We start from the raw sequence: 25,043 nt of genomic DNA, 5'->3' as shown, positions 1-25,043 counted from the left end.
CCCTTCAGGTGCAGCCATAAAAATTTAATCCGAGGCTAGCTAGCCCCCAAAGTTTACTTCCAAATTGCTTCTTTTGATCTCTATGACAAGTTTTAATCGCTCTACCAGTCGTCGGTTGAAGAAATTAACTCAAATTCCTTCTGTATGGGAGGGCGATCGCCGTCCGTTGTCATCACCAAACCAGTTCTCAGACTCAGAGGCAAAGGGAGAGTGCATTCTTTGGGTAGATTTCTCCCAAGGTGTTGTTCGAGGAATGGACGTGGTAGCTTCAGATACCGGCCCAGAAGCAATAGTTCGTACCTTAATGCAAGCAATGGAGCATCCCCAAAGTCCGGCAAGACCTGCTAGACCCCAAAGAATTGTAGTTAAAGACCGCGAGATCCAATTTTACCTGCGGGGAGTGCTGCAAGATTTGGATATCGCCATTGACTATGCACCAGAACTGCCTTTAATTGACGAACTATTTCGTGGATTCGCCGACATCCTCGATAGTCAAACCCCCGACTTACCCCCACAGTATGCACAAATCTTGCGAGAGAAAGCATTTGCAATTTGGCAAGCAGCACCTTGGGAATTTTTGGAAGAACAGCAAATTTTGTCAATCGAGATTAATAAGTGGGATGTTGGCACACTCTACGCCTCAGTTATGGGAATGCTGGGAATGGAGTATGGGATTTTGTTTTATCGCTCAGAAGAATCTTTAAAACAGTTTCGCGCCGCAGTTTTAACGGATGAAGAATCAACAGAGCATCTAGAAGAAGCGTTCCTCAAGCAAGATTGCTTATTTCTCACTTTTGAGAGCGTTGACGAAACCGATGAAGATGACGATGAAGAAAATGATTTGGCGGATCTGCCATTATCAGAAATTGACCCTACTTTTGGTAATATCCACCCCTTAGAAGGACTACGGTCTGTTTTGTATGACGAAGAGGCATTGGTAATCTTGGTTGCGATAGAAAGCCTGAGCCGCTTTATTCGCGATCACCGTCGCCAACTTCATGAGGATATCTTCCCTACTCTGGGCCGTCGCTATCGCATTTCTCTACCGCAGTCGGAAGAATCAACTAAATCAGTCCCTGTGACAGTCTCTACCATGCCGCAGTTAGCAGCAGAATTAGAGGAAATGGCAGGCTTTGATATTGATGACGAGGAGATTGACAACCTTGATTTTCAATCATTGCGAGATGACTTGATACCAGAAGATTCCTTCCTCAGCTTAGGTGTAGTGTCCTGGGAAATGTTGGATTCTCTGCGAAAGGGGGTCAGCTACCACCAAGCTAGTGAAATCAAACAAGTGGGTGACGGTTTGCCGGTGATTCTGATTCAAACCTCCCGGCCTAAGGCGAAGACTGTAATTGAAAGAATTGAAGCAGCAGGCGGACTGAGAGCAATTTGCTTTAATCCAGGTGCCAATCCTTTTGATGGCGATCGCTACGACCTGGGTTTATTGCAAACTCAAAATGGCGAATTGTTCCTATTCGGTGAATTTTTAGATGAAGATCCGATTCATGTCGAAGCCCGAAAAAAATGGAATCAGCGGTGTAAAAATACTCAGGGCTACTGTGGCTTAATCATTGCCAAAGGACTAACGGGAGCCTCCCGTGGCAATCCTCAGTTACGAGATATGATGGCTTTGTTTGAAGGGCGATCGCTTTCACCTAAAGATTTAGGTATTGGCACTCTCCAACTTATGCCCCAACTGAAATTTGAGTAATTGCATGAATTGCCGCAATCCTCAATCTCAAATTATCGATATGAGAAATTAAGTTGATATGTATTTGATTGGCATATTGACTGAAACTGTAATTTGATAGGGGAAAAGGGGAAAGGCTTTGCCTTTTAACGTTTACCCCTCTTCTCTTTACCAACGGAGTAATTAATTCTGCGGTGCTGAGTACTGTCTTACCCCATAGTGAAACGGGAAGATTGAAGTAAGGGCGCATTATTTGACTGTTTCAGTGAAGTAAAAAGTACTCAGGATTTTCACTTTTATATATACCCCATACCTTATAGGCAGTCTTTTAGTCCGAAGCAGAGCGTTTCCGGTTCCACTCAGTCTTCGTCATCCGCCTAGCTATCAGAGCGCGGCACTTTCTAATGAATATTCATGTATGTGTCAATACTAATAAGCGACCAATCATGAGAAGGTAACTTTACCTGAATTTCATGAAGTATCTGTATTTTCATCGTTTTCTAGTCATTTTATATAAATATTACTCAGTATAAATAACTACAGAAAATTAAAAATTTATCTATAAAGACTGCTTGAATCAAACCTAACTGATGCACTTAGAGATTGGAATCTTTTTTTTAACAAGTTTTTGAGTTTAGCATCCTGTTATGTATCAATATCATTAAGCAAAAGTTCAAATGCATATATTTTTCTTTGTAATTTTTTTATAAAGGATGAAAAATAGCTTAGTTAGTGTCTAAATGAAGATTATTTAAAGTCCGTAAATAATAGCTATAATAAACACACTGCCGAAAAAATTAAAATATACGATTCTTTTTATAGGTATACTTACCAGATAAAAAATAGTTGTAATAAAAATTTTATTGGCAGTAATTTATCTCTTGGCTTAGAGATGAGGAAAAGATTTTATGTCAAACTTCTAGCGCCCTGCTTGGCTAAAAATGATTTATATAACCTCCAGATAGATGAAGACTAAAAATCGCAAAAAATTGCTGATTTTAAGGCAAGCTAAATCGCTAAAATGAAGATAAAAAATATGCAAAATTTCATTGCATTCTGACGATAATTTATTGTAAAAGTATGAAACAAAACTAAAATATTATTATCGACAACAGTCAAGTAACATCACATAGATTCTGGATTAATTTATCTGTGTGAAATTACAGATATTGCTGTCAAAATTTACCAATATATTTGGCATTTTACACTCAGTAGACTGAGCATTGTCCCCTTTTCCTGGCTACTATATTGGCACTTGTATTGGCACTTGTATTGGCACTGAAAAGCAATCAGCTTGATCGAGGTAAGCCAAAATTCATAACTGTTCAAGTAGCTCTTAACTTCTTAGTTGCAGTATGGTTACAGATAAGTGTTTGTCGCTTATTTGCCTACTAACAAGAGTGACTATTCACGCTCCATACACACCACTCTAACCCGCCTGTAAGCCAGGATTTCAGCATGATAATGATTCTGAAGCTTTATTTTTTGGGGTTCTAGCAGATGCTCTCTCCAAGCAGGTTTGGTGAACTTAGTTAAGAGAGAAGGTCAAATGCTTTCAACAGAGAATAACTTTGGAAATCTTGATTGAGTCAATAGTAGGTGTCTCGAAATCCTTTATAAAATTTCATTGTCAGGCTTTACTCATGCTGTTAGTAGGGTTATTATCTTCAAAAGCAACTATGTGCTATTTATGCTGTCACAATAGTAACAAATAAAGTGTAGTATTTTGATTTTTTTAGAAAATGATCAATCCTTTGACAAAACAAACATTTTTAATATTAATGGTATTACTTGTTTCCTGAGACAAACTCTGATAACCTTATCGGTTCCCTCTTTAATTTAGACTCTTTCGACCATCTAAATATACAGCAGATAGCATGATAGCAATGACAAATAAAAAATGGGCCGTTAAACGCATAACAGTTAATCTCGCAACGCAGGAAGCGGAAAAACTAGAAAAATATTGCCAACAAACAGGTAGACCTGCAACTGACGTGATTCGTGAACTGATTAGAAGTTTGCCCATCTCCGACGACGGCAAAGATGTAAATAACTAAGAAGTGACTTTCAAAACTTATCCAGAAAACTGCTTTGCCAACAAAAAAATATCTCTGATACTTTTGAGAGTCCGTCGCTATGGACAAAAGTTTGTCTAGATGATACAGACGCGTTTTTATCGCGTCTGGTCATTTACCGGGACTAAAAAAAGTAATCAAAGAAGTTTTAGTATCGATATTGGCAAGCCTTAATATGCTGCTGGAGTTGATATTAAGTAGCAAATTCCGACACCAACCCAGTTACAATCTGTAAAGAAACTGAAAAGGAACAACGGAATGCGTGTTGCAATCGTAGGTGCGGGACTGGCTGGGCTAGCAACCGCAGTAGATTTAGCTGATGCTGGTTGTGAAATAGAGATTTTTGAGTCTCGTCCGTTTGTCGGTGGTAAAGTTGGCAGTTGGGTTGATGGAGATGGCAACCATCTAGAAATGGGGTTGCATGTATTTTTCGGGTGCTACTACCAACTATTTGATTTGATGAAAAAAGTGGGGGTGTTAGAAAACTTACGCCTCAAGGAACATACCCACACTTTTATTAATAAAGGTGGGCGCACTGGTGCTTTAGATTTTCGTTTTATTACAGGTGCGCCTTTCAATGGGTTAAAGGCATTTTTCACAACTTCCCAACTATCGTTGCAGGATAAATTGCAAAATGCGATCGCTTTGGGTACTAGTCCGATAGTTCGCGGGTTGGTAGACTTTAATGGAGCGATGAAAACTATCCGCAATTTAGATAAAGTTAGCTTTGCCGATTGGTTCCGCAGTCATGGTGGGAGTAATGGCAGCATTAAGCGCTTATGGAATCCCATCGCCTACGCATTGGGATTTATTGATTGCGAAAATATGTCTGCCCGTTGTATGTTAACCATATTCCAGCTATTTGCAGTTAGAACTGAAGCTTCAGTTTTGCGAATGCTGGAAGGTTCTCCATCTGAATATTTACACAAGCCGATTCTGGAATATTTGGAAGCTAGAGGCACCAAAGTTTACACGCGCCGACAAGTTCGGGAAATTCAGTTTACAGAGTCAGCTGAACAAACCCGTGTCACTGGTATTGTAGTTGCCCAAGGTGATGCAGTAGAAACGATCGCTGCTGATGCTTACGTTTTTGCCTGTGATGTTCCAGGAATTCAACGCATCCTACCCCAGGAGTGGCGTAAGTGGTCAGAATTTGACAATATTTACAAACTGGATGCAGTGCCAGTGGCTACAGTCCAGTTACGCTTTGATGGTTGGGTGACAGAACTGAACGATGGAGAGCAACGTAAACAGCTAAACCATGCGGCTGGAATCGATAATTTACTTTACACAGCCGATGCTGACTTTTCTTGTTTTGCTGATTTAGCGTTGACTAGCCCTGCTGATTATTATCGCCCAGGACAGGGGTCGTTATTACAGTTAGTGCTGACACCAGGAGATCCGTTTATTGCACAAACTAATGAAGCGATCGCACAACATGTTCTCAAGCAAGTGCATGAACTGTTTCCCTCGTCGCGGGAGCTAAATATGACTTGGTATAGTGTTGTAAAGCTTGCTCAGTCTCTCTATCGAGAAGCGCCAGGGATGGATGCGTACCGTCCCAACCAAAAAACACCAGTAGATAATTTCTTCCTTGCAGGCAGTTATACTCAGCAAGATTACATCGACAGCATGGAAGGTGCTACTATTTCTGGACGACGTGCGGCAAAAGTGATTTTGGAGAGTTTAAAGAAATAACATAGATACCGCAGACTACCGCAAAGAGCGCGTCGCAAAGCATCTCGTAGAGAAGGAAAAAGAGAAATGCCAGACTGGTTAGAGCATACTGTGCAGGTAGAAGTAGAGGCTCCTATAGATTTAGTATGGAGCCTCTGGTCTGATTTAGAGCAAATGCCCCGGTGGATGAAGTGGATTGATTCGGTGAAAATTCCGCCAGATAATCCAGATATATCTCTTTGGAAATTAAAAACTGGCAGTCTAGAATTTAATTGGCAATCCCGAATTCTCAAAGTTATTCCCAAGCAAATTATCCAATGGGAATCGGTTGATGGTTTGCCAAATCAGGGAGCGATTCGCTTTTACGATCGCCACGATAGTAGCATTGTCAAAATGACCATTTCCTACGCTATCCCCGGCATTCTTGGCAAAATTATGGATAACTTGTTTTTGGGGCGGATAGTTGAATCAACGATTCAAGCTGATTTGGAAAGGTTTAAAGAATACGCGCTGAATGTTAAAGCTAATTGATATAGATAGCAAAACCAGGCAGTAAGAAACAAGGTATAAAAGTTTCTTATTGTCTGATGGAAAAATATGGATTTTTTAATCGCGTGTCTTTATTACGAAGTAGAAGTTAGAGAGTGCTTTATCTTTTCTATAGCTTGATTCAATCCTTTTGTGTGAATCCAACCTACATAACCACCAAAAAGCATTTTGTTGTTGTTGTCAGCTAAAAAAATATGCTTTACGTTAGCTGGATTAATAAAAATTTTAATGACAGTACCATCTTTAAGAGTAAAAATAGGTGTTGCTCTCCTGAAATCTCTGCTGTGGGCTTGAGCCATACCTGGGACATTGACTAATATTTCAACAACTTTTTGAGCGATTTGAGAAATACTGCTAGCTATTTCTGCTTCAGTATTCCATTCCTCCAGCCAATCTATTCCTTTTTGACTTAAGCGAAAATCTTCTTTTACAGCAAGCTTCTTATTCACTAAACTAGACAAATTTTTTATATACAAAATAACCGTAATAATATATAAAATAATTTTGGCAAATCTACCTGTAATCTTTGCAACTATTTGATTTGACATATTAACTATTGCCTGTTATGACGATACGATTCCTAGTCCTTAACTATAAAAATTCTCTAAATGTAAAAAACCAGTAATAATACGTGAAAATACTATTTAAACTAACTAAAATAATCCGCGATCGCACAAATTGTGCAACATTAGTTACCACCTAGTAAAGTGCGTTAACGCACCCTATTTACTGTTGGTTCTGGAAGTGAATCACCCGTAGCTTCGTAAGCAATAATTAGAGACTCTAAGGCTTCAATTCCATTTACCACAGCCAACTCATAAGTATCCCCATGAGTCCGCCAGCGTTGTCCTGGAAAATCAGGGAATCCTACTAAGAAGCAATCATCTTCCTCAGACCACTGAATAACCATTTGGTACTTAAGCTTACTCATCTTCTTTTTTTCCTTCTATTTCCTCAATTGCCTGTTTTACTTCCTTCTCTTGGTAGCGTTTAGCATCTGCTCTGTCTTTGCCTGAAATCGTGATTTTTCCATCCACTATAGAGGGGATGCACCCAGTTAGTATGACTTCCTTTTTCTGGGACTTCTGTAAAACATACTTGGGAAAGCATTTGCTTCAGTTCCCGGATTTTCTTTGGCATTAATTTTCTGAAAAAATGCGATCGCCACAGTAAGAAACAATGGGTCAAACTTTCTTGCTGTCTATCCAAAAAATCTAATCATTGATTAGGTTTTGTTTATGCATTGACTTGTTTGTACTCAGGTAATATCCGAGGAGAAATAGTTGCCTGAATTTCTTCACCCATTTTTTCTTCAGCTAGTCTAAGCTCATAATTCTTTTGTAAATTCATCCACAACTCGGCACCAGTACCAAACCATTGGCCTAATCGTAATGCTGTGTCAGCAGTAATTGCCCGTTCACCATTAATTATTTCAGTAATACGGTTTGTTGGTACATGAAGGATACGTGCTAATTCGCTTGCGCTCATCTGCAATTCATGAAGCTCATCAGCAAGAATTTTTCCAGGATGGATAGGTGGCCGTGCCATGTTGTTATTCTTTAAGAATGATAGTCTGTAATTTCGATGTTGAAAGGTTTAGATTCTTCGTCTGGCCAATTGAAACAAATTCGCCATTGCTTATTTATCCGAATGCTGTATTGACCTTTTCGATCACCCTCCAAAGACTCAAAATGGTTGCTCGGTAGTTTCATCAGAGATTCTTTGTTAGTAGCGGCGTCTAATATATCAAGTCGTTTGTATGCTTGATCTGTAAAAGCCTGAAACTCTTTTACCCTCTCACCTAAAGCAAACCGCTCCGTCCTTTTATCTTTAAACTTTGGATATTTTTCTGACGGAGACATACATTAACAATGATAGATATTATGCGTTACGTAACTCATAAGTTCTTTTATTCACAATAACACAATATAATACCCACGTAGCATACCAATCCTTATTCAATAAGAGGGGTGGCATTACCAAGTAGGGTCGCTAAACAAATTAATCGTCAATTCCTCGCGTGGCGGTATTCCGGTGATACAAGCGCGGATGATCTCTCCATCCTCTAATTCGACGGTGCAAGCGTGACAAGACCCCATGAGACAACCGGTGGGAATAAACACCCCAGCCCGGTCTGCTACATCTAAGAGGGCTTCTCCCACTTCGGCATCTACTGTGACATCATCTGGTAAAAAGCGGACACGAACAATCATCAATGTTATGCATTTAATAGAGTTGTCATTTGTCAGTTGTCCTTTGTCCTTTGCAAATGACTAATGACATTTCAAGGAATTTTAGCTTAAGACAAAAACAGACTTAAGTCTAAATGGCTTTCAACTTCAGTAGCTAGAGAGTCCAAAATCTGCTCTCGCTGTTCGCGATAGTTAGCAACACCGGTGGGCAAAGATTTTAAACCGCGCTGTTGACGGAGGCGATTTAACCAAGCGCGTCGCCAAGGGCCATTGTCAAAAAGCCCGTGGAGGTAACTACCCCACACTGATTGACAACTATCTACTAACCCTAAATTAATATCGTCAAATAGGGCATGGTAGGATTGAGGATCTATGCCTTGCTGTTCGATGCGCGATCGCCCTTGGTGGATTTCAAAGCCATTGACTGGCAAGCCTTGTTGTGGATAATTTGAGCTAACTTGGCGCTGGCGGGCGATTTTTTGTCCTGTAATGACAGTTCTAATTGGTAAAAGATTTAACCCTTGGAATCTGCCAGCTTGTCCCTCTATCCCTTCTGGATCGGCGATGATTTGACCGAGCATTTGATAGCCACCGCAGATACCTAAAACTGTTCCCCCAGAAGCAGCGTAGTTTTGGATTGCTTCTGCCATACCGCTTTTTTGCAACAGTAGCAAGTCAGCAATTGTGGTCTTTGTACCTGGGATAATTACTGCATCAGGATGTCCCAAATCTTGCTTAGGACTTAAGTATTTAACTGAAACTGTACTTTCTGATTCCAGTGGGTCAAAGTCGGTGAAATTGGCAATTCTTGGTAAGCGGATGACGGCAATGTTGAGGTCAGTTTGGGCTTTATTCGACGATGATTGACGTTCTAGCAGGTCAAGAGAATCTTCTGCTGGAAACATTTCTTGCAAGTAGGGTATAACACCGATAACGGGGATGCCTGTGCGTTCTTCTAACCATTTTATCCCCGGATCTAAGAGCGATCGCTGCCCTCGAAACTTATTAATTACTATACCTTTAATTAAGGCGCGTTCATCTGGTTCCAATAACTCTAGGGTGCCTACTACATGGGCAAAAGCACCACCCCGGTCAATATCAACTACTAACATCGTTGGCGCATTTAAATATTTTGCCACCCGCATATTAGTTAAGTCGCGGTGTTTGAGGTTAATTTCCGCAGGACTACCGGCACCTTCGCAAACCACTAAGTCAAATTCTGTTCCTAAATGCTGTAGCGATTCTTCAATTGTCCGCCACCCCAGTTCAAAATATTGCTCATAGTAATCTGAGGCACTCACTTTACCAACAGACCTACCTTTAATAATTACTTGGGAAGTCATATCCCCTTGGGGTTTGAGTAAAATTGGGTTCATTTCTACCCAAGGTACGACTCCGGCAGCCCAAGCTTGCACTGCTTGAGCGTAGCCAATTTCTCCACCACTGGCAGTGACATAAGCATTTAAAGCCATATTTTGACCTTTAAAGGGAGCCACTCGCCAACCACGCCGCGACAGAATGCGACAAATAGCTGTAGTTAAAAGTGATTTCCCTGCATGGGATGTTGTCCCCACTACCATAATTGATTTCATAGTTGCTTATCACTTAGTTTTTCAAAATACAGGTTAATTTTTAGGAGCGAACAACAGGGGAGCAGCACTTCGGCTACGCTCAGTGACCGAGGTTGCAGTAAGTTTTTCCCCTCTGCCTCTCTGCCCCTTTGCACCTCTGGCTTTTGTGCCCAATGCCCACTATAACCATCACAAATTATAGTTGGATGGTTATGGTAAAGACTTCATGAATAGATGTGATGTTTCCGTGTATATTGTTCCCTTTGATTCTCTAATCCTAACTCTGGGATTTTTTATTCTAAAAAGGTATCCGTAACCAACGAATCACTGCATCATAGAAACGATCGCGCCATGAAGGAGTACGCCAATTTTTACCCTGGTACTGTTCCACTAACTGGCGTCCCAAGGGAGTGAGACGAAAACTATCTGTAATTCCCTGACCATCGACTTCTCGGCGCAATACACCTACTTGAATCAACCAGCCCAAAGCGTCATCACAGGCTAATTCTGATAAAGGGCGCTTAGTATAGCCCTGCTTGAGTCCATTTTCCAGAGCGATCGCAGTTACTGATACACTCTGGTGGCCCATCACTTCAAATAAAGATACATTAAAAGGCGAACACACTAGCGATCGCTCGGCTCTTTCTACTGTGCTTTGAGTATAGACAAAAATATTTGGGTTTTGGGAATCAACAGCAGGCATCGTGTATGGGTATAATTTTTTCTTCTAATAAAGATTAATTTAATAATCTATTTTTTCTTATACTAAATACCCCATTAAACCAAAATTAGTTACCTAAAGTATATTTATCCTATTTTTTAGTAATTATATTTAAACATTATAAATTAATGTAAAATTTCAAGTGCATCAACAATCTGAAACAGGAAAGGTTAATTATGCCTCTAGCAGTTGGTACGGATGCACCTGCATTTACCGCCAAAGATACAAACGGCAACACAGTCTCGTTATCTGATTTTGCCGGAAAGACGGTTGTTTTGTATTTTTACCCCAAAGATGACACGCCAGGCTGCACCAAGCAAGCCTGTAGTTTTCGGGATGCCCAGTCTCAATATCAAGGTAAAGATATTGTCATCTTGGGAGTCAGTGCAGATGATGAAGTCTCCCATCAAGCATTCACCCAAAAATATAATTTGAATTTTCCTCTACTGACTGACAGCGACAAATCCCTAATCAAAGCTTTCGATGTGGATGGCGGCGGTTATGCCAAGCGCGTAACCTACGTAATTGACCCCAGCGGTAAAATTACCCATGTTGACAGTGCTGTAAATACCACCACCCATGCTAGCGATGTTTTAGCTGCACTTGGGCTGATCTGATAATTCAGGATTTTTTAAATGGTCTTAGCCCCAAGCCTCTAGAGGCTTGGGGTTCTTTATTTGAATTCAGTTACCTGATTGTGGTGTCACCAATGGCGGCGTAACTGATGGTTGTGTAACCGTTGGCAAACTGAGGGTTGGTTGCTGTTGTTGACCTTGAATTAGTTTTTGTTGCCTTGCTTTAAAGGCTGCTGCTGCTGAGTTTAGTTCTTCGTTCTGTTGGTTAGAATCCCAGTTGAGATTCCCGAAATTTGCCCGATGAATCAGATCGAACATATTGAAATTGTCTGAATTGGAACGGGCGAAAGGATCGGTATTTTGGTCTGTTGTACTATTGCTGGGGAAAGCATCCGCTGGGCTGCTGACTTGAGCGGAACTTGGTTGAGCCGTGAGCAAGGAAGCAAAGCTAATTCCTGCTGCTATAGCTACAAAGAGTCTAGTAATTTGTAAAAATGGTTTTTTCATGGGTTTTGACCCTACCTAAAATTTATCTATTCTATCTTTTTAAGCCAGAGTCCGCCGCAGTTGGGGTTGAATACTTACTAAGGCGACTAGGGCAAAGCCAAACAACACCAGCAATGCTCCCCCAAACGTAACATTGCCCCAAGGAGCCTGCATCACTACACTACCTAGTTCCCAATTACTGTGGAAATAGAGATAGCGAATTGGTTCGATCGCATAGCTAAGAGGATTCAGGGTAGCTACAACCTGTAACCACTGAGGCATGAAGGATAGAGGTGCTAAAGCAGTACTCGCAAACAATAACGGTAGGTTAGTGACAAAAATCACTGCAATCAATTCAATGTGTCCGGGTAGAGCGAAAGCTAAACCGAGGGAGATTGCTGTTACACCCAAAGCTAAGAGTAAAACAATTAGAGCGATCGCACTTAAACCCGCTAAATCTGGAAGTCCAGCCCCCAAAAATGCCGCTGCTGCTACAATTACGGCAGCTTGCAATAAACTTTGGCTGATGATGAAAATGGCTGAGGCAAAGACAATGGAAAACCGCGATGCTAACGGTGCTACCAGCAAACGATTCAAAAAGCCGAACTCGCGGTCAAACATTACAGGTAAACCAGCATTCAGCGCCCCAGCAAAGGCTGTAAACACAATGATGCCAGCAGCCAAAAATTGGCCGTAATTTGTTGTATTGCCAAATATACCCTTGGGAGCATTTTGGAACAAAGCACCAAATAGCACTAACCACATTACTGGCTGAATAATTCCAGCAATTAAAGATGAGGGACGGCGTTGCAACTGAATAAACAAGCGACGAGTTAAAGCCAACGTCTCTTGTACCAATTCACCGAAAAAGTTAGGTGCAGTATTAGCATCTGCTTGTGGCGATGCTAATGGCTGCCAATTGATATCAGATTTAGGAGTAACACTCATAGCAATTTTGGATTTTGGATTTTGGATTTTAGATTGGGCACAAGAGGTAGAGGGGCGGAGGGGAAAGACTTACTGCTACTGCTCCCCTGCTCCCCTGCTCCCCTGCTCCCCATTCCCTATCTCATATTCTGCTTCTTTTCAGCTTTGGGATCGCGGGTGGCGACGGCTGCGAGTTCTGCATCCAATAAGGTGCGTCCTGTGGCAGCGAGATAAACGTCATCGAGGCTGGGGCGAGATTGGGCGATGCCAAATATGGGCAAGCCAGCGGTATTCAGCGCTTGCTGTATGTTAATGAGAACATCATTCTGAGGTGTCACTACCAAGTTGAGCGAATTACCTTGAGCGCTGTTGATGATGACTTCTTGGACAAAGGGTAAAGGTTTCAGGAGGTTTTTAGCTTTTTCAGCTTCCTCAATGGGGGAAAACTCGCGGATTCGCAAGGTGATGCGATCGCCCCCTACTTGATCTTTCAATTGCGAAGGTGTACCACTGGCAATTACAACGCCGCGATCTATAATTGCCACGCGATCGGCTAAAGCGTCAATTTCTTCTAAGTAATGGCTGGTAATTACTACCGTCGTCCCAGAGGCGCGTAATTTTCTTAAAAAATCCCACACCACAAAACGGGTTTCTATGTCAAGTCCTACAGTTGGCTCATCCAACACTAAAACATCCGGTGCATGGAGCAATCCAGCAGCCAAGTCTAGGCGCTTGCGTAAACCGCCTGAGTAGGTTCCTGTCTTTTTATTAGCGTATTCTTGCAAACCCAGTAAATCTAATACTGTCTCAATACGCTGTTTGGCTACTGCACCTGGAAGGTGATAAAGTGCTGCTTGCAATTGCAGCAGTTCTTTTCCAGTCAACACCTTATCTATAGCGACTTCCTGAGCTACATAGCCTAGTCGTTGTCTTGCAACTCTGGGATTATCTAACACAGAGATGCCAGATACTTCAATTTTGCCAGCATCCGGTGTGGTCAGCGTACACAAAGCACGCAAGGTAGTAGTTTTCCCAGCACCGTTGGGGCCAAGCAAACCAAAAATTTCTCCTGGTTCTACCTGAAAGGAAACATCTTGGACGGCAACCACTGTACCGTAGCGCTTTTGCAAATTTTGAATGAAAACGGCGGGAGCCATGACAGCCGATCCCCAACTATACAAATCTCAATAAAGTCTATCTTTATTGTAGAAGGTAGAGAGCAAGGAAATAGCGCATGAGCGAAAATCTGTAAACAAATTCGCGTCATGCGCTATGCTGCCAAAAATTTTTAATTATTCTAAACAAGTTGCTCGATTGCGTTTGTAGCGAAACAAACCAAATACTACAGCAATTAATCCTAAAGCTGGAAGATTTGCAGGCTCTGGAACCCGAATACGAGTGGGACGCTTAGGCGGATTGTAGTACCTTATTGGGACATCTGGCAGATCGCCATTAAATAGATAGTTGTGAGACTCGCCATTTCCTGTCAAAGAAGCTACCACTACATTGCCGTTAACTTGACCGTTATTGAAATTGAAATTAGCCAAAGGCGCAAGAATACTACCTTGGATGCCAATTCCACTGGCAGTTAGGTTTGTCGCTTCATAGAAGTTGTAGATTACTTTTTGTTTATCTGCGCCAATGATATTAAACCCAAAGTTTTGCAGTGATACATCCTTACCGCTGATATTGACAACGATAGTTGAATTTGCGTCCCCCTTTATTTCAAAATAGTTTGTCTTGGAGACAGATGAGCCTGCAAGATTAAAAACATTGAAAGCAGTACCACTGCCACTAAGGTTAATAGCACCCCAAGGTTGAACTGTTGTGTTACCAGTAGGAGTCAAGGTTGCCAAATATTCGGATAACCCTCGAAGTTGTTTCCCTGCTTCATTGAAGTCGATGGGATTACCCTGGCCGAGAGTTCCTTGGGGAAATCCTACATTGCTGGATACATTGGCGCTGCCTCCATAGACAGCATTACCGTGGTAGACTTGACCGTTGCTTAAAGTTAAATTCTGTCCAGCGACTACTACGTTGCCGCTATTACCAGAAAGTCTGCTTCCAAGTCCGCCGACGAAATTTATGTTACCGCCAGCAGCAACTTTTCCTTCGATATCTGTATATTTTTGAGAGATATCTCCCAAAACAAATACATTGTAATTAGAGGCAGCGCCTAACTCAACTGCATTCGCTCTTGCTGAGAAACCCAGCGCTAAAGTGAATACAATCGGAGCTGCTACTTGCCCCCAAATATAATAGGTTTTTGATTTCATCTTATAGTTTAGGAATCATCAAGATGATCCTATGGGTATAAATCAAAGATTGCACTAGTCTACTAGCTATTTTTATTGAAGTTTCACATTGGTATAAATACTGTATATTTTTCCCTAACTCATTTTAAAAATCGCACATTTACTATTGACTTCATCAATTAGACTTTTATGAAGAATTCAGGAGTTATAAAGTTATTTCACAACTTTCAAACTTTTGACGCTAATATCATTGCAACCGCTGATAAATCCCCCCATAGCCTGGATTTGTTGTAGGTATTCAAGGACTGATTTGGTGATGACTTCTCCCGGCATTAACACAGGAATTCCAGGAGGATAGGGACAAACGATTTCAGCACAGATGCGTTTATTGGTTTGTGTCAAAGGTAGTATTTCACTGACAGCAAAAAAAGCTTCACGGGGAGAAAGTTGTAAAGCATAATCTAGTGTTCTGTCTAGATTTAGCCAAACCTGGTTTTTAACAGTCAAGTTGCTTCGTCGATATTCTTTGGCAAGAGTTGTGAAACCTTGCACTAATTGTTCAATATCGGCTAGGGTGTTGCCCAAACTAATGATAAAGGTGAGATGTTGCAGTGAGGCAAATTCAGCAGTAACGGCAAATTTTTCATCAAGAATTTCATCTGCTTCAAATCCTGTTAAACCTAAACCAGAAACAGTGACAGTTAGTCGCGTTTTGTCTAAAGCTACAAAGCCGGGAGATCCCGCCAACTGAGGCATTTCCAAAACTGATAATCCAGGAATTTCACTGATTCTCGTTCTAGCTTCTTCAGCAAGTTGCAAAGTGCGAGACATCAGCATTTTTCCGTTGAGTGCCATTTGCTGACGCGCTGCATCTAAAGAAGCTAAAAGTAAATAACTAGGACTGGTAGATTGTAGGAGTTGCAAAGCTTTACTGATGCGATCGCAATCTATCCTATTACCTCGGACGTGCAGCATCGATGCCTGTGTCATCGCACCGAGTACCTTGTGGATCGATTGTACAGTTAAATCTGCACCTGCGGCTAAAGCTGGAGTGGGTAATTCTGGATCAAAGGCAAAGTGTGCGCCGTGTGCCTCATCTACGAGTAGAGGGATATTATATTGATGTGTAATATTGGCGATCGCACTCAAATCTCCGCAAACACCATAATATGTGGGGTAAACTGTCAAAACTGCTTTAGCGTCTGGATGTTGTTGCAGTGCAGATTCTACAGCATTAGGCGTAATGCTGTGGGCAATATCTAAAACTGGATCGTATTCAGGATGGAGAAAAATTGGTATTGTACCGGAGAGAATTAAACCTGCGATCGCAGATGAATGTACATTGCGAGGCAGAATGATTTTATCACCTGTGCCACAGGTAGCCAGAATTGCCGCTTCAATCCCACAGGTAGAACCATTGACAAGGAACCATGTTTGCGAAGCACCAAACGCCTCAGCCGCTAGTTGTTGTGCTTCTTGAATAACGCCTTGGGGTGCAAAGAGATTATCTAAATCTGCTAATTCGGTTAAATCAGCGCGAAAGACAGCTTTGCCAAGTAAATCAGCCAAGGGTTGAGAAATTCCCTCACCTTGTTTATGTCCTGGGGTGTAAAAAGGCGCATGAGGTCTTGCTGCATTGGCTTTTAAGGCATCTAATAGAGGCGTTTGGTTTTGATTAAACATTTAAATAAAACAAAGCGTTAATGATAAAATTTGAAATCTATTAGAGCATATTCATAAAATAATTAGCTTCTTACTGCACGCTCTCTCACCCATTGTTTTAGCAGAGGAATTTCAAAATCATATCCTCCATTGATTTTTTGTAAAATATGATAACGCAACAAGCGGGTTAATACCTTTTCAGCAATTTCAGTAGTTATAGGTAATAAAATATCTGTCTTGGCAACTTGTAATAATAATTCTTGACCAATTACCATTTCTTCTGGTGTAGTTCCTGTAAATTCTGTCCAAATATTTGTAAAATAAGCTTGACCGGAAACAAATGCGTCATTAATAGAAGCTTGCAAGAGTTCAGCAGTAAGAAAATCAGTATGGTTAAAGTTAGCTTGATTCACCATTGATGCGCCCAATAATTGTAGGCAGTAAGGGTGACAATTGGTAATCTTTAATACTTCTTTTACAATATCTGGAGCGTAACGCAGTGTAAAATCTGGATCTGGATTAAGCAGTAAATCCTCGGCTTCGTTAGGTTCAAGATAAAGCATTTCTATCGGGACAACGCTGATAAAATAGTTACTCCAATTTGGGCCTAATTCCTCTAAAGTTTGCACCCCAGAAAAGAGAAAACCGAGTTGTTCATAATGTTGAATTAAGTGGCGTAGTTGGTCAAATAAACGTAAAGTTATCTGTCCGTTTTGGATGGCAGTACCGATTTTTTCAAATTCATCAAGGTTGAGAAGGATGCGCCGTTCGCCAATTTTGGCAGGTGCTTCATCCAACCAATCTTCTAAGGTGGTATAGGGACTTGCTTGAAAATCGGTGCGTTTAGGAATATTTGGTAATTGAACGCCTTGACTTTTGCAGTCTTTATGAATTGCACGGACTAAGCCAAAGCAAAAGTCAGATTCGTTGGTGGTAATGGCGGAACTTTGCATATCCACAAATACGGGGAGGATATCACTGGGAAGCAGGCGGGGAAAGTTATACAAAAAGGAAGTTTTACCACAGCGACGGGGGCCATGCAGCACAAGGGTAGGTCGGTCACGGTCTAAAACTCGACGGACAATTTCATTGGCAAATCTCTGACGACCTTTAAACAAGTTTTTTTGGTCAAGTCGCACCGGATTTCCATATTGGAACGGGTTGATTAGTTCGCCTTGAGAGAGTTTACGTTGTTCAGTTTGTTCCAGTTCAATAACCTTTTGCCAATGTTCCAGTACAGGTGTCCAGCGTTTGATGACTTCGTTTTTAAGTCCCAGAGAGGGTAATTGGGATTGTAATCGAACAAGCTTGTTATTGATTTGTTCTAATCCTCGTTCTCGTAGGGGTATATTTTGATTTTCAAGTGCAGATTGAATATCTTGAATAATAGTTTGCAAGCGAGGAAGAAGGATAGAAAGTTCAGGTTTAACCTTTGGTAAAGGTGTTTCTGGAGTAGGGGTGTTGCTGTCAGAATCGAGGTGATAGAAGGGGGAAATCAGGAAGGGTAATATGGGATGGTCGGAGTTGGCAGTAAAGATTAGTTCTGGAATACTTTGAATTTGCTTGAGTTGGTCGGCGACAATTTGTGGTAAGGCATTTTGCAGGGTTGTTTGAAATCCTGGTAAGGAAAAAGTTTGGGTGTATTGAAAGATTGTTAAGGCTTGTTGAGGTCTTTGACGAAATTCAGAAACAAGAAGTTGAGTATGATTAGGTAAAGGTATCCACAGGAGTTCGCTAGTGTAAGGAGGTAATTTAAAAAGTATTTTTGTTGTTTGAGGACGTAACTGCCTAATTGTTGAATCTGAAAATCTTAAAAGTTTTAGTAAATAATCAGGAAATGTATAATAACCACTTAAAGAGATGATTAAGTTAAAACTAAAGCTATAATCAGGAAATATTCTGTAATAGCTGACTAAGGTTACAGGGATAATTAATGCTGAAAGCCATCCTAAATTTTGGGCAGAAAGAGCTATTAAAATCACTGTAGTGGTGATAAAAACTCTGTTGTCTTTTGCTGGTGCAAGAGCAAAAGCGATTAAACTTGCAACAACCGAAAACCAAGTAAGCGGTAAAGTAGCAACTCCCGCCACGACTGCCGCCACGACTGCCGCCACGACTGCCGCCACGACTCCCGCCACGACTCCCGCCACGACTCCCGCCACGACTCCCGCCACGACTGCCGCCACGGCTCGCGCCACGACTCCCGCCACGACTCGCGCCACGACTCGCGCCACGACTGCCGCCACGACTACCGCCACGACTCCCGCCACGACTACCGCCACGACTGCCGCCACGACTCGCGCCACGACTGCCGCCACGGCTCGCGCCACGACTCCCGCCACGACTGCCGCCACGACTACTGCCACGACTGCCGCCACGACTGCCGCCACGACTGCCGCCACTTTGAACACCACTTCAAACGCATCATCACTATCCGTAATATTTTCTTTTAAGAAAAATAAGGCAAAGCCTGTCATCCCACTGGTTAACAACAGAAACCACCAGTTTTCAGTTGCTAACCATGCACCTAACATCACACTGATTGTTCCCCCTATCACCATTACATTATGAGTAAGGGAAAGATGTTTTTTTTCTAACCGTTGCAACACTAACCAAACAGTTAATGATAAACATACTACCAAAACTGCAAGACCTATCGTTATTTGAAGTAAAGGAGGTAAAATTTTAGTAGCTTCTATTAAGCCCTTTAACCAGCTATCAGGCTTATTTAATACAACTATTAACCACAAGAAGGAGATAACCAGCCCTAAAGGTAAAAATAAAACTCCTGTCGTATAAGCAATTAACATTACACAAGGTAACTGTAACCAATCTAATAATTGATTACGCTCAATCAGTCTTAAAATTAGAGGGATATTATAAATAAATAATAGTAATAGATACTGACTAGTAAATCGTAAGTTTCCGAAATATAAAATATCCCAAAAACTTGTGTCTGGTATGTGCCCATCTTTTTCTTCTTGAGGAAACCATTCATTCATTCGTTGCTGAAGTCTTGAAGGACAAAACATTGCCCACCAAAATAGTTCCCAAGTTTCTCGCAAAAACAGCAACATTTTTTATATTTAATATCTGATTTTTTGGCTTATTACTTTATCTTTGACCTTTTACAAACTCTGCAAACACACTGCTAAATAAACCCCCATTCTTCCGTAGTAAACCATGACGCTGAAGCCTATCTATAATTGCCAGATCAGCAATAGGTAAATTACTCTCTCCCAACTCATAACGTAATGCTAAACGTTCACCTTTGGTTAAATCTTTCCAAAGTTCTTCAAAACGAGGCTTTGCTTGAAAATTAAACTCATTTTTAGCTATTTCTTGATTCTTATTTTGCCACAACATCGCGCCCGCCATCTGCACATAATAAGGCAACCCTCCTGCTAACTCATCCACCCATTGTAATACCGCAGAATTAAGCAGAAATTCTTTATGTCCTTTCTGGATGATGCTTTGCCAAGCTTCGTCCTCTAATGCCCCTAAAATAGTCATACTGAAAATATTGTCAAAGGGAGAATCCATACCCAAAGTTTTGTAAACTTCATTAAGAGGGCGTTTGCTGGCAATTACCATTGTTAATAAACCCGCACAAGCCTTAGAACGCCAATCTCCTCCCCAATCCTGAAACAATTCCAATCTATCTTTTTTACTAGCAATGGCTTCAAACTCATCCAATAAAATAATTAAACGATACCCTTCATCTACTAACACCTGTAAGCCATCTTCTACTGCAAAGCCATCTTCATTATCTTCCTTTAACCAAGGAAAATTCCCTGTTAGTTTGTGAATCCCTCGCCTTAAGCCTTCAATAATCCCCTTTGGAGTATGAAAATTCCCACTCGTTAAATCTAAGGCAACAACTAAAGGCTTTTGTTCTGGTGAACAAAATTCGCTGATTCTTTCTCTGATATATCGCAATAGAGAGGTTTTTCCATTGCGCCGCAATCCTATCAAATTGACACATTGAGGGCTAATCGCGCCAATGCGGTTTTTAATCTCTAAAATCTCTCTTCTCCGTCCGTAAAAACGTTGTGGAGGAACAGGAGAACCATATTCAAATGGATTATCACCTTTGGGCTTTAGCTGATGAAATTGTGTATTAAGTGAGGCAATTTCGGGAAACTGTTGCACAATAACTTGAGCCGAAACTGCCCGCCCACCTAAATCGTTACTCTCATCACGGGAAAGATGTACAATTCCACAAACTTTACCTGTTAGTAAATTTAACAAAGGCGATCCACTAAAGCCTGAGATAACTTGCCCTTGCTTTAACTTATAGAGAATAATATCCTGTTTAAAACTTATTCCTTCATATTTAAAGCTTGCTGAATCCCCCTGCGAATAATCAACTTCGCTATTCTTGGGATAACCGAAAATATATAAGTCATCGTTGGTATTGGGTTCTGTGTCATCCAATTCAACACAGGGATGATCCAAACAATCTTCATCCAGTTGTAAAAGGGCTAAATCAAGGGGATATTTGCATAATTGCGTAACTTTAGCGGTGTAATTCTGGTTTCCTGCTTTCCAGAATACTTGTACAGGGTTATCTTTTGCAGATTCGACTACATGGGCGCAGGTGAGAATCCAATTCGGTGCAACAAAAAAACCTGTTCCCTGACTACTGGCAACATTTAAACGCACTGTACAGCGTTGTAAATCGTCTTCGTTACCCATTAATTGCTCTCACCTAGCATCTTTGTAAAAAGATTACCACAACTGTAAGACAATCAACTGTTATTTACCCCATTCCATCGTAATTTCCAGGTTAGCTGTGCCTGTTCCTTTCACAATTAAAGCGGTTAGTTGTCCTGACTCAACTCCAATTTGTAAACCTAGTTTGACACTAAATTTATCTGGTTTGACTGTCTGGCTAATATCTTTTAATGAACCTGCGACATCTTCAGCAATAGATTTAATAATTTCTGTGGCTTGTTTAAAGACCCTGGTTTCAGCAGAAACAGGTTGTTCTCCTATAGGCGTAACCTCTACTTTAATTATTTTGCCGTCCGAAAGTTCAAAGGAAATAATTTTGGTTTTATCTGCCATACTTTCTTTTTTTCTGTTAATTTTTCGTGCAAGGATCTTCCTAAAGAATGAGAGAAAGGTATATGGTATTGTTACATTTTTCGGGCGAGATTAATTTAAATCTGGCAAGAATTAATAATATGCTATACGTCACTTTGCTCATTTCATTTTTGAAAGGTTTCAGAACTTTATAAGCAGTAATTACAGCCTAAGTATTTTATATAGCGGTTCTCAGTTGAGTTAGGTACAATAACCCCACCCCCAACTCCTCTCGAAAACGAAAGCTGTTTCATTCCCTCAAAGACTCAAAAAAGACTTGTGTTCTGAACGAAAGTTCTCGTGTTCTGGACGAAAGTCCTCGTGTTCTGAACGAAAGTCCTCGTATTCTGAACGAAAGTCCTCGTATTCTGAACGAAAGTCCTCGTATTCTGAACGAAAGTCCTCGTGTTCTGAACGAAAGTCCTCGTATTCTGAACGAAAGTCCTCGTGTTCTGAACGAAAGTCCTTGTGTTCTGAATGAAAGTCCTTGTGTTCTGAACGAAAGCCCTTGTGTTCTGAATGAAAGTACTTGTGTTCTGGACAAAAGTACTTGTGTGTAAACCGTAGGTTCTTCGAGAGGGGACTATGATGTACTTTATGTGATTAGGAAAGGCTATATAACTTTGTATACGTAGCAAATTATTAGCGTTTACCCTTTAGAAAAAAAGTTTTTGGTTTACTGTTCAGGATTGAGAAAAATTGGTATTGCACGCAGAGGCGCAAAGGACACAGAAAAAGAAGAGACTCGTTACGCAGAATGCTATGTTTGCGTTAAAATCCGTAAGTCCTGTGTAGCTGACTAGATGAGACCTTATCATCAAATTCCGATTTTTGAGTGTGGTGAACCGCTTATAGCAATTCCTTTAGAATTGTTTGCGGTGGAATCTCCTCATCCTTATGAAAAATTAGGTGCGCCTTATAGCGATCGCTCCCCCTATTATCTCCGTCAAAGCGTCATCGAAAATTTGATCCAAGCGCAAAATTATCTTGATGTTCTGCATCCTAACTGGCATATCCAAATTTTTGATGCTTATCGCCCGATCGCAGTCCAGCAGTTTATGGTAGATTACAGCTTCGCCCAAGCAGTGCAGGATAGGGGACTGACTAAGGTGGAATTATCCCCAAACCAACGCCAAGACATTTGGGAAGCGGTTTATGCAATTTGGGCTGCACCAAGTTTGGATGAAAAAACTCCGCCTCCTCATAGTACTGGTGCAGCAGTAGATGTAACGCTGGTAGATGATGCAGGGCAGATAGTGAATATGGGTTCGCCAATTGATGAAATGTCAGAGCGATCGCATCCAGATTATTATGCAAATAGCGATCGCTCAGAAACGCAAAAGTATCATGCTCATCGTCAATTATTGCGAGATGTAATGTTAAAAGCAGGTTTTCAACGCAATCCTAGAGAATGGTGGCATTTTTCTGTTGGCGATCAAATGTGGGCTTGGCTGAATAATCAATCTAATCCAGCCAATCCTGTCACAGCACGTTATGGGCGACTTGTATAGATGCGTTATGCATCTTGAGGATTCAGTTCTTTTAACTCGTCGGTAGTGTAAGTACCAATGGGAGTCCAAACTAGATAGGGAAGGAGTAACAGCGCCGCCATTAAAGAAATCGGTAAAACGCAGATTGCCAGGACAACACCTGAAATCAAACCTATCAGCCCAAGAATTTCCCCAGCTTTGAGACTGCGAAACCTGAGCATTATAGGTATGTATGCGACGGTGATAATTTCCACCAAAAGATACAAAGCCATTAGTAGCCAAGTAATGATGCCTCCGGGATTTTTTTCCCAGACAATATAAGCTGAAGCTGCACCGCAAATAAAAATCACAGTCCAGATCACCGGAATCAGTGGCTCAAAAACTAGCCAGCGAGGGCGACTTAACTTTGCAAACCATTTAATATCACGCGGCGTGATCAAGAAACTACCAAGGGCGACGAAGAAAGTTACAGCCCCAATTATTATCCAAGATGGAATCATAATGCACTCAAGTTTTGTGTATTTTGTCAAGTCATACACTGCAAGTTTGACAATTTAAGCTATATGTTTAATCATTCTCTGGTGCGATTCTTAGGCATCTTGAGGATTGAGACGGATCATCTGCCAAGTGGTATAAGTACCAATGGGACTCCAGAGCAAATAAGGAACCAGTAATAGTGCTGCCCAACCAGAAAAACCTAAGACTGCAAGTATTAATAAAGCACAAACGATCAAACCTGTGCCACCAAGAATTGTGCCCACTTTTAGACTGCGAAGCTTAAACATTACAGGCGTATAGGCAATGGTAACAATTTCTAATAGCAGATATAAACCCATGATTAACCAGGTTGAGGTGCTTCCTGGGTCTTTTTCCCAGACAATATAAGCTGACCAAGCACCGCAAATAAATATTACAGTCCAAATAACGGGAATTGCGCCCTCAAAAGTTAGCCATCTTGGTCGTTGTAAACGCTTGAACCATTGGCGATCGCTAGGCGTAATCACGTTCGCAGCTAAAGCAACCAAGAAAGCCACGCCCCCAATCACCATCCAAGATTTAATCATGCCCGTTAGTCCTTTACAAGCGCTATCTATCGCTTAATATCACTCTTTATAGTGTGATTTTGTCAATTTAATTGCTAATTACTCATCATCCCTGAGTTTGAACCCTTCATATCGTTTGGCAGGATTTTCAATTATGGGCATTGGGTATGGGGCATCGCTACCGTTTTGGAGGCGTTGGCGTAGCCCGCCGTAGGCATCGCTTTTGCAACAACTCTATTTTTTTTGGTGAGAATCAATTCCAGCCGACGGACATCATTAGTGTGACTTTTTCAGTGACACGCGATTTCGATGCTATTTTTCCAGATGCGATCGCCAGAGCGCGTCCTGGTTGGGATAATGTGGCCATGTTGTATGTGCAGCAAATGCACGTCGAAGGTAGCTTACAGCGCTGCATTCGGTTCTTAATCCACGCCTATCTACCAGCCTCCGCCTCAATTCATCATATCTATTTACGCAACGCGGCTAGTTTGCGTTCCGACTGGAGTTTACCCCAGTCATTACAAGCATCACAGCCAGCAATGAAGTCAAAAGTGTAAAATACTCAGATTAATAAATATATGTCAAAAACAGCATAAGTTAAGTTACCACATTAGTAACGCTCCTGATCTTGTGGTGAAGCAGTACTTTGAGGTTGATTGTGGGGCAAACTATATCTAATCAATCCCAGTCCAAAGGTTTAATATGAGCAATTTCGCTGAAACTGTAAAGCATTTTTACTCTCAAGGCTACCCAAGAGTTTACGATCAGGGTGAGTTATTAAATATTGAATCACTCCCGATATTCCAACCCAGGTCTTTTCATGTTCATGGGCTAGCTCTTCCAAGAGTAGAAAATCTCAATCAAGAAGAGTTTGCTTCTGTTGATGACTATGATCAATGGGTACGTCAGGTAAGGTTTAGTTTTCATCTTGAACGTATTCAAAAATGGCTTTACGATATTTACAAAGAATCAGTTAGACATAAATCACTCTTTTGATTTTTAGCAAATGCGATCGCATAAAATTGTGCCGCAGTAGAAT

At 41.2% G+C, this 25,043-nt stretch carries 25 protein-coding genes and 1 pseudogene; 8 read left to right on the top strand and 18 right to left on the bottom strand.

The window, feature by feature from the left end; all coding sequences use genetic code 11:
- Window positions 1–82 precede the first annotated feature (82 nt).
- The 4 genes from CDG76_RS29910 (at window position 83) to CDG76_RS29895 (ending at window position 5,976) form a co-directional block, all read left to right on the top strand.
- A complete protein-coding gene (locus CDG76_RS29910) occupies window positions 83–1,714 on the top strand; it encodes a DUF6930 domain-containing protein (protein ID WP_094352467.1) in 1,632 nt (543 codons plus the stop codon).
- Window positions 1,715–3,573: 1,859 nt separating this feature from the next.
- Window positions 3,574–3,750 carry a CopG family transcriptional regulator gene (locus CDG76_RS29905; protein WP_442946396.1) on the top strand — a complete coding sequence of 59 codons (177 nt, stop codon included), beginning with the start codon at window positions 3,574–3,576 and terminating at the stop codon, window positions 3,748–3,750.
- Window positions 3,751–4,026: 276 nt separating this feature from the next.
- Window positions 4,027–5,466, top strand: coding sequence for a 9,9'-di-cis-zeta-carotene desaturase (zds, locus tag CDG76_RS29900; protein ID WP_094352466.1), 1,440 nt, complete (start codon window positions 4,027–4,029; stop codon window positions 5,464–5,466).
- 66 nt (window positions 5,467–5,532) lie between these two features.
- Window positions 5,533–5,976 (top strand): SRPBCC family protein, encoded by a 444-nt coding sequence (locus CDG76_RS29895; protein WP_094352465.1) that lies wholly within the window; start codon window positions 5,533–5,535, stop codon window positions 5,974–5,976.
- A 92-nt stretch (window positions 5,977–6,068) separates the two neighbouring features.
- Here the strand turns inward: CDG76_RS29895 and CDG76_RS29890 are convergent, their stop codons facing one another.
- From CDG76_RS29890 to CDG76_RS29855, 8 genes and pseudogenes are all read right to left on the bottom strand, one after another.
- Window positions 6,069–6,542 carry a hypothetical protein gene (locus tag CDG76_RS29890; protein WP_223265450.1) on the bottom strand — a complete coding sequence of 158 codons (474 nt, stop codon included), beginning with the start codon at window positions 6,540–6,542 and terminating at the stop codon, window positions 6,069–6,071.
- Between the two features lie 164 nt (window positions 6,543–6,706).
- The gene (locus tag CDG76_RS29885) at window positions 6,707–6,925 is read right to left on the bottom strand and encodes a type II toxin-antitoxin system HicB family antitoxin (RefSeq protein WP_094352464.1); all 219 of its coding nucleotides are present in this window, start codon (window positions 6,923–6,925) and stop codon (window positions 6,707–6,709) included.
- A pseudogene (locus tag CDG76_RS29880) lies at window positions 6,918–7,134 on the bottom strand (type II toxin-antitoxin system HicA family toxin). Before CDG76_RS29880 ends, CDG76_RS29885 begins: the two are co-directional and overlap by 8 nt.
- Window positions 7,135–7,230: 96 nt before the next feature.
- Window positions 7,231–7,542, bottom strand: coding sequence for a HigA family addiction module antitoxin (locus CDG76_RS29875; RefSeq protein WP_094352463.1), 312 nt, complete (start codon window positions 7,540–7,542; stop codon window positions 7,231–7,233).
- 11 nt (window positions 7,543–7,553) lie between these two features.
- Entirely contained in the window at window positions 7,554–7,856 is a 303-nt protein-coding gene (locus CDG76_RS29870; RefSeq protein ID WP_094352462.1) for a type II toxin-antitoxin system RelE/ParE family toxin, read from the bottom strand.
- Between the two features lie 114 nt (window positions 7,857–7,970).
- Window positions 7,971–8,207 carry a 2Fe-2S iron-sulfur cluster-binding protein gene (locus CDG76_RS29865; RefSeq protein ID WP_094352461.1) on the bottom strand — a complete coding sequence of 79 codons (237 nt, stop codon included), beginning with the start codon at window positions 8,205–8,207 and terminating at the stop codon, window positions 7,971–7,973.
- Between the two features lie 86 nt (window positions 8,208–8,293).
- Window positions 8,294–9,778: a cobyric acid synthase CobQ gene (gene cobQ / locus CDG76_RS29860; protein ID WP_094352460.1), complete on the bottom strand. Its 1,485-nt coding sequence runs from the start codon at window positions 9,776–9,778 to the stop codon at window positions 8,294–8,296.
- Window positions 9,779–10,055: 277 nt separating this feature from the next.
- Window positions 10,056–10,460, bottom strand: coding sequence for an Npun_F0494 family protein (locus tag CDG76_RS29855; RefSeq protein WP_094352459.1), 405 nt, complete (start codon window positions 10,458–10,460; stop codon window positions 10,056–10,058).
- A 194-nt stretch (window positions 10,461–10,654) separates the two neighbouring features.
- On the opposite strand from CDG76_RS29855, the gene CDG76_RS29850 reads away from it, so the two are divergent.
- Window positions 10,655–11,095, top strand: a complete 441-nt coding sequence (locus tag CDG76_RS29850) for a peroxiredoxin (protein ID WP_094352458.1) — start codon at window positions 10,655–10,657, stop codon at window positions 11,093–11,095.
- A gap of 66 nt (window positions 11,096–11,161) precedes the next feature.
- On the opposite strand, the gene CDG76_RS29845 is transcribed toward CDG76_RS29850, so the two are convergent.
- The 8 genes from CDG76_RS29845 to CDG76_RS29810 all read right to left on the bottom strand — a co-directional run bounded on the left by CDG76_RS29845 (window position 11,162) and on the right by CDG76_RS29810 (window position 21,453).
- Window positions 11,162–11,560, bottom strand: coding sequence for a hypothetical protein (locus tag CDG76_RS29845; protein WP_094352457.1), 399 nt, complete (start codon window positions 11,558–11,560; stop codon window positions 11,162–11,164).
- Between the two features lie 39 nt (window positions 11,561–11,599).
- Entirely contained in the window at window positions 11,600–12,487 is an 888-nt protein-coding gene (locus tag CDG76_RS29840) for an ABC transporter permease (protein ID WP_094352456.1), read from the bottom strand.
- A 116-nt stretch (window positions 12,488–12,603) separates the two neighbouring features.
- The gene (locus tag CDG76_RS29835; protein ID WP_094352455.1) at window positions 12,604–13,623 is read right to left on the bottom strand and encodes an ABC transporter ATP-binding protein; all 1,020 of its coding nucleotides are present in this window, start codon (window positions 13,621–13,623) and stop codon (window positions 12,604–12,606) included.
- Window positions 13,624–13,758: 135 nt separating this feature from the next.
- Window positions 13,759–14,742 (bottom strand): choice-of-anchor A family protein, encoded by a 984-nt coding sequence (locus CDG76_RS29830; protein WP_094352454.1) that lies wholly within the window; start codon window positions 14,740–14,742, stop codon window positions 13,759–13,761.
- 192 nt (window positions 14,743–14,934) lie between these two features.
- The gene (locus CDG76_RS29825; protein ID WP_094352453.1) at window positions 14,935–16,404 is read right to left on the bottom strand and encodes an aminotransferase class I/II-fold pyridoxal phosphate-dependent enzyme; all 1,470 of its coding nucleotides are present in this window, start codon (window positions 16,402–16,404) and stop codon (window positions 14,935–14,937) included.
- A gap of 62 nt (window positions 16,405–16,466) precedes the next feature.
- On the bottom strand, window positions 16,467–19,460 hold the full coding sequence (locus tag CDG76_RS38730) for a hypothetical protein (RefSeq protein WP_223265449.1): 2,994 nt from the start codon (window positions 19,458–19,460) through the stop codon (window positions 16,467–16,469).
- Between the two features lie 37 nt (window positions 19,461–19,497).
- Complete coding sequence (locus CDG76_RS29815; protein WP_094352452.1) at window positions 19,498–21,081, bottom strand: serine protease; 1,584 nt, start codon at window positions 21,079–21,081, stop codon at window positions 19,498–19,500.
- Between the two features lie 60 nt (window positions 21,082–21,141).
- Window positions 21,142–21,453 carry a CU044_2847 family protein gene (locus CDG76_RS29810; protein ID WP_094352451.1) on the bottom strand — a complete coding sequence of 104 codons (312 nt, stop codon included), beginning with the start codon at window positions 21,451–21,453 and terminating at the stop codon, window positions 21,142–21,144.
- Window positions 21,454–22,274: 821 nt separating this feature from the next.
- Between CDG76_RS29810 and CDG76_RS29805 the strand changes: the two genes are divergently transcribed.
- Window positions 22,275–22,982, top strand: coding sequence for a M15 family metallopeptidase (locus tag CDG76_RS29805; protein ID WP_094352450.1), 708 nt, complete (start codon window positions 22,275–22,277; stop codon window positions 22,980–22,982).
- Between the two features lie 5 nt (window positions 22,983–22,987).
- Here the strand turns inward: CDG76_RS29805 and CDG76_RS29800 are convergent, their stop codons facing one another.
- Both CDG76_RS29800 and CDG76_RS29795 read right to left on the bottom strand, forming a co-directional pair.
- Window positions 22,988–23,461, bottom strand: a complete 474-nt coding sequence (locus tag CDG76_RS29800; RefSeq protein ID WP_094352449.1) for a TspO/MBR family protein — start codon at window positions 23,459–23,461, stop codon at window positions 22,988–22,990.
- Between the two features lie 90 nt (window positions 23,462–23,551).
- Window positions 23,552–24,025: a TspO/MBR family protein gene (locus CDG76_RS29795; RefSeq protein WP_094352448.1), complete on the bottom strand. Its 474-nt coding sequence runs from the start codon at window positions 24,023–24,025 to the stop codon at window positions 23,552–23,554.
- 146 nt (window positions 24,026–24,171) lie between these two features.
- Between CDG76_RS29795 and aroH the strand changes: the two genes are divergently transcribed.
- Entirely contained in the window at window positions 24,172–24,561 is a 390-nt protein-coding gene (gene aroH / locus CDG76_RS29790) for a chorismate mutase (RefSeq protein WP_223265448.1), read from the top strand.
- Window positions 24,562–24,706: 145 nt separating this feature from the next.
- Entirely contained in the window at window positions 24,707–25,000 is a 294-nt protein-coding gene (locus CDG76_RS29785) for a hypothetical protein (protein WP_094352447.1), read from the top strand.
- Window positions 25,001–25,043 lie beyond the last annotated feature (43 nt).

Origin of the sequence: Nostoc sp. 'Peltigera membranacea cyanobiont' 210A, from assembly GCF_002246015.1 — a bacterium.
GTDB lineage: Bacteria > Cyanobacteriota > Cyanobacteriia > Cyanobacteriales > Nostocaceae > Nostoc.
This window is presented reverse-complemented; position numbering and strand designations above follow the sequence as displayed.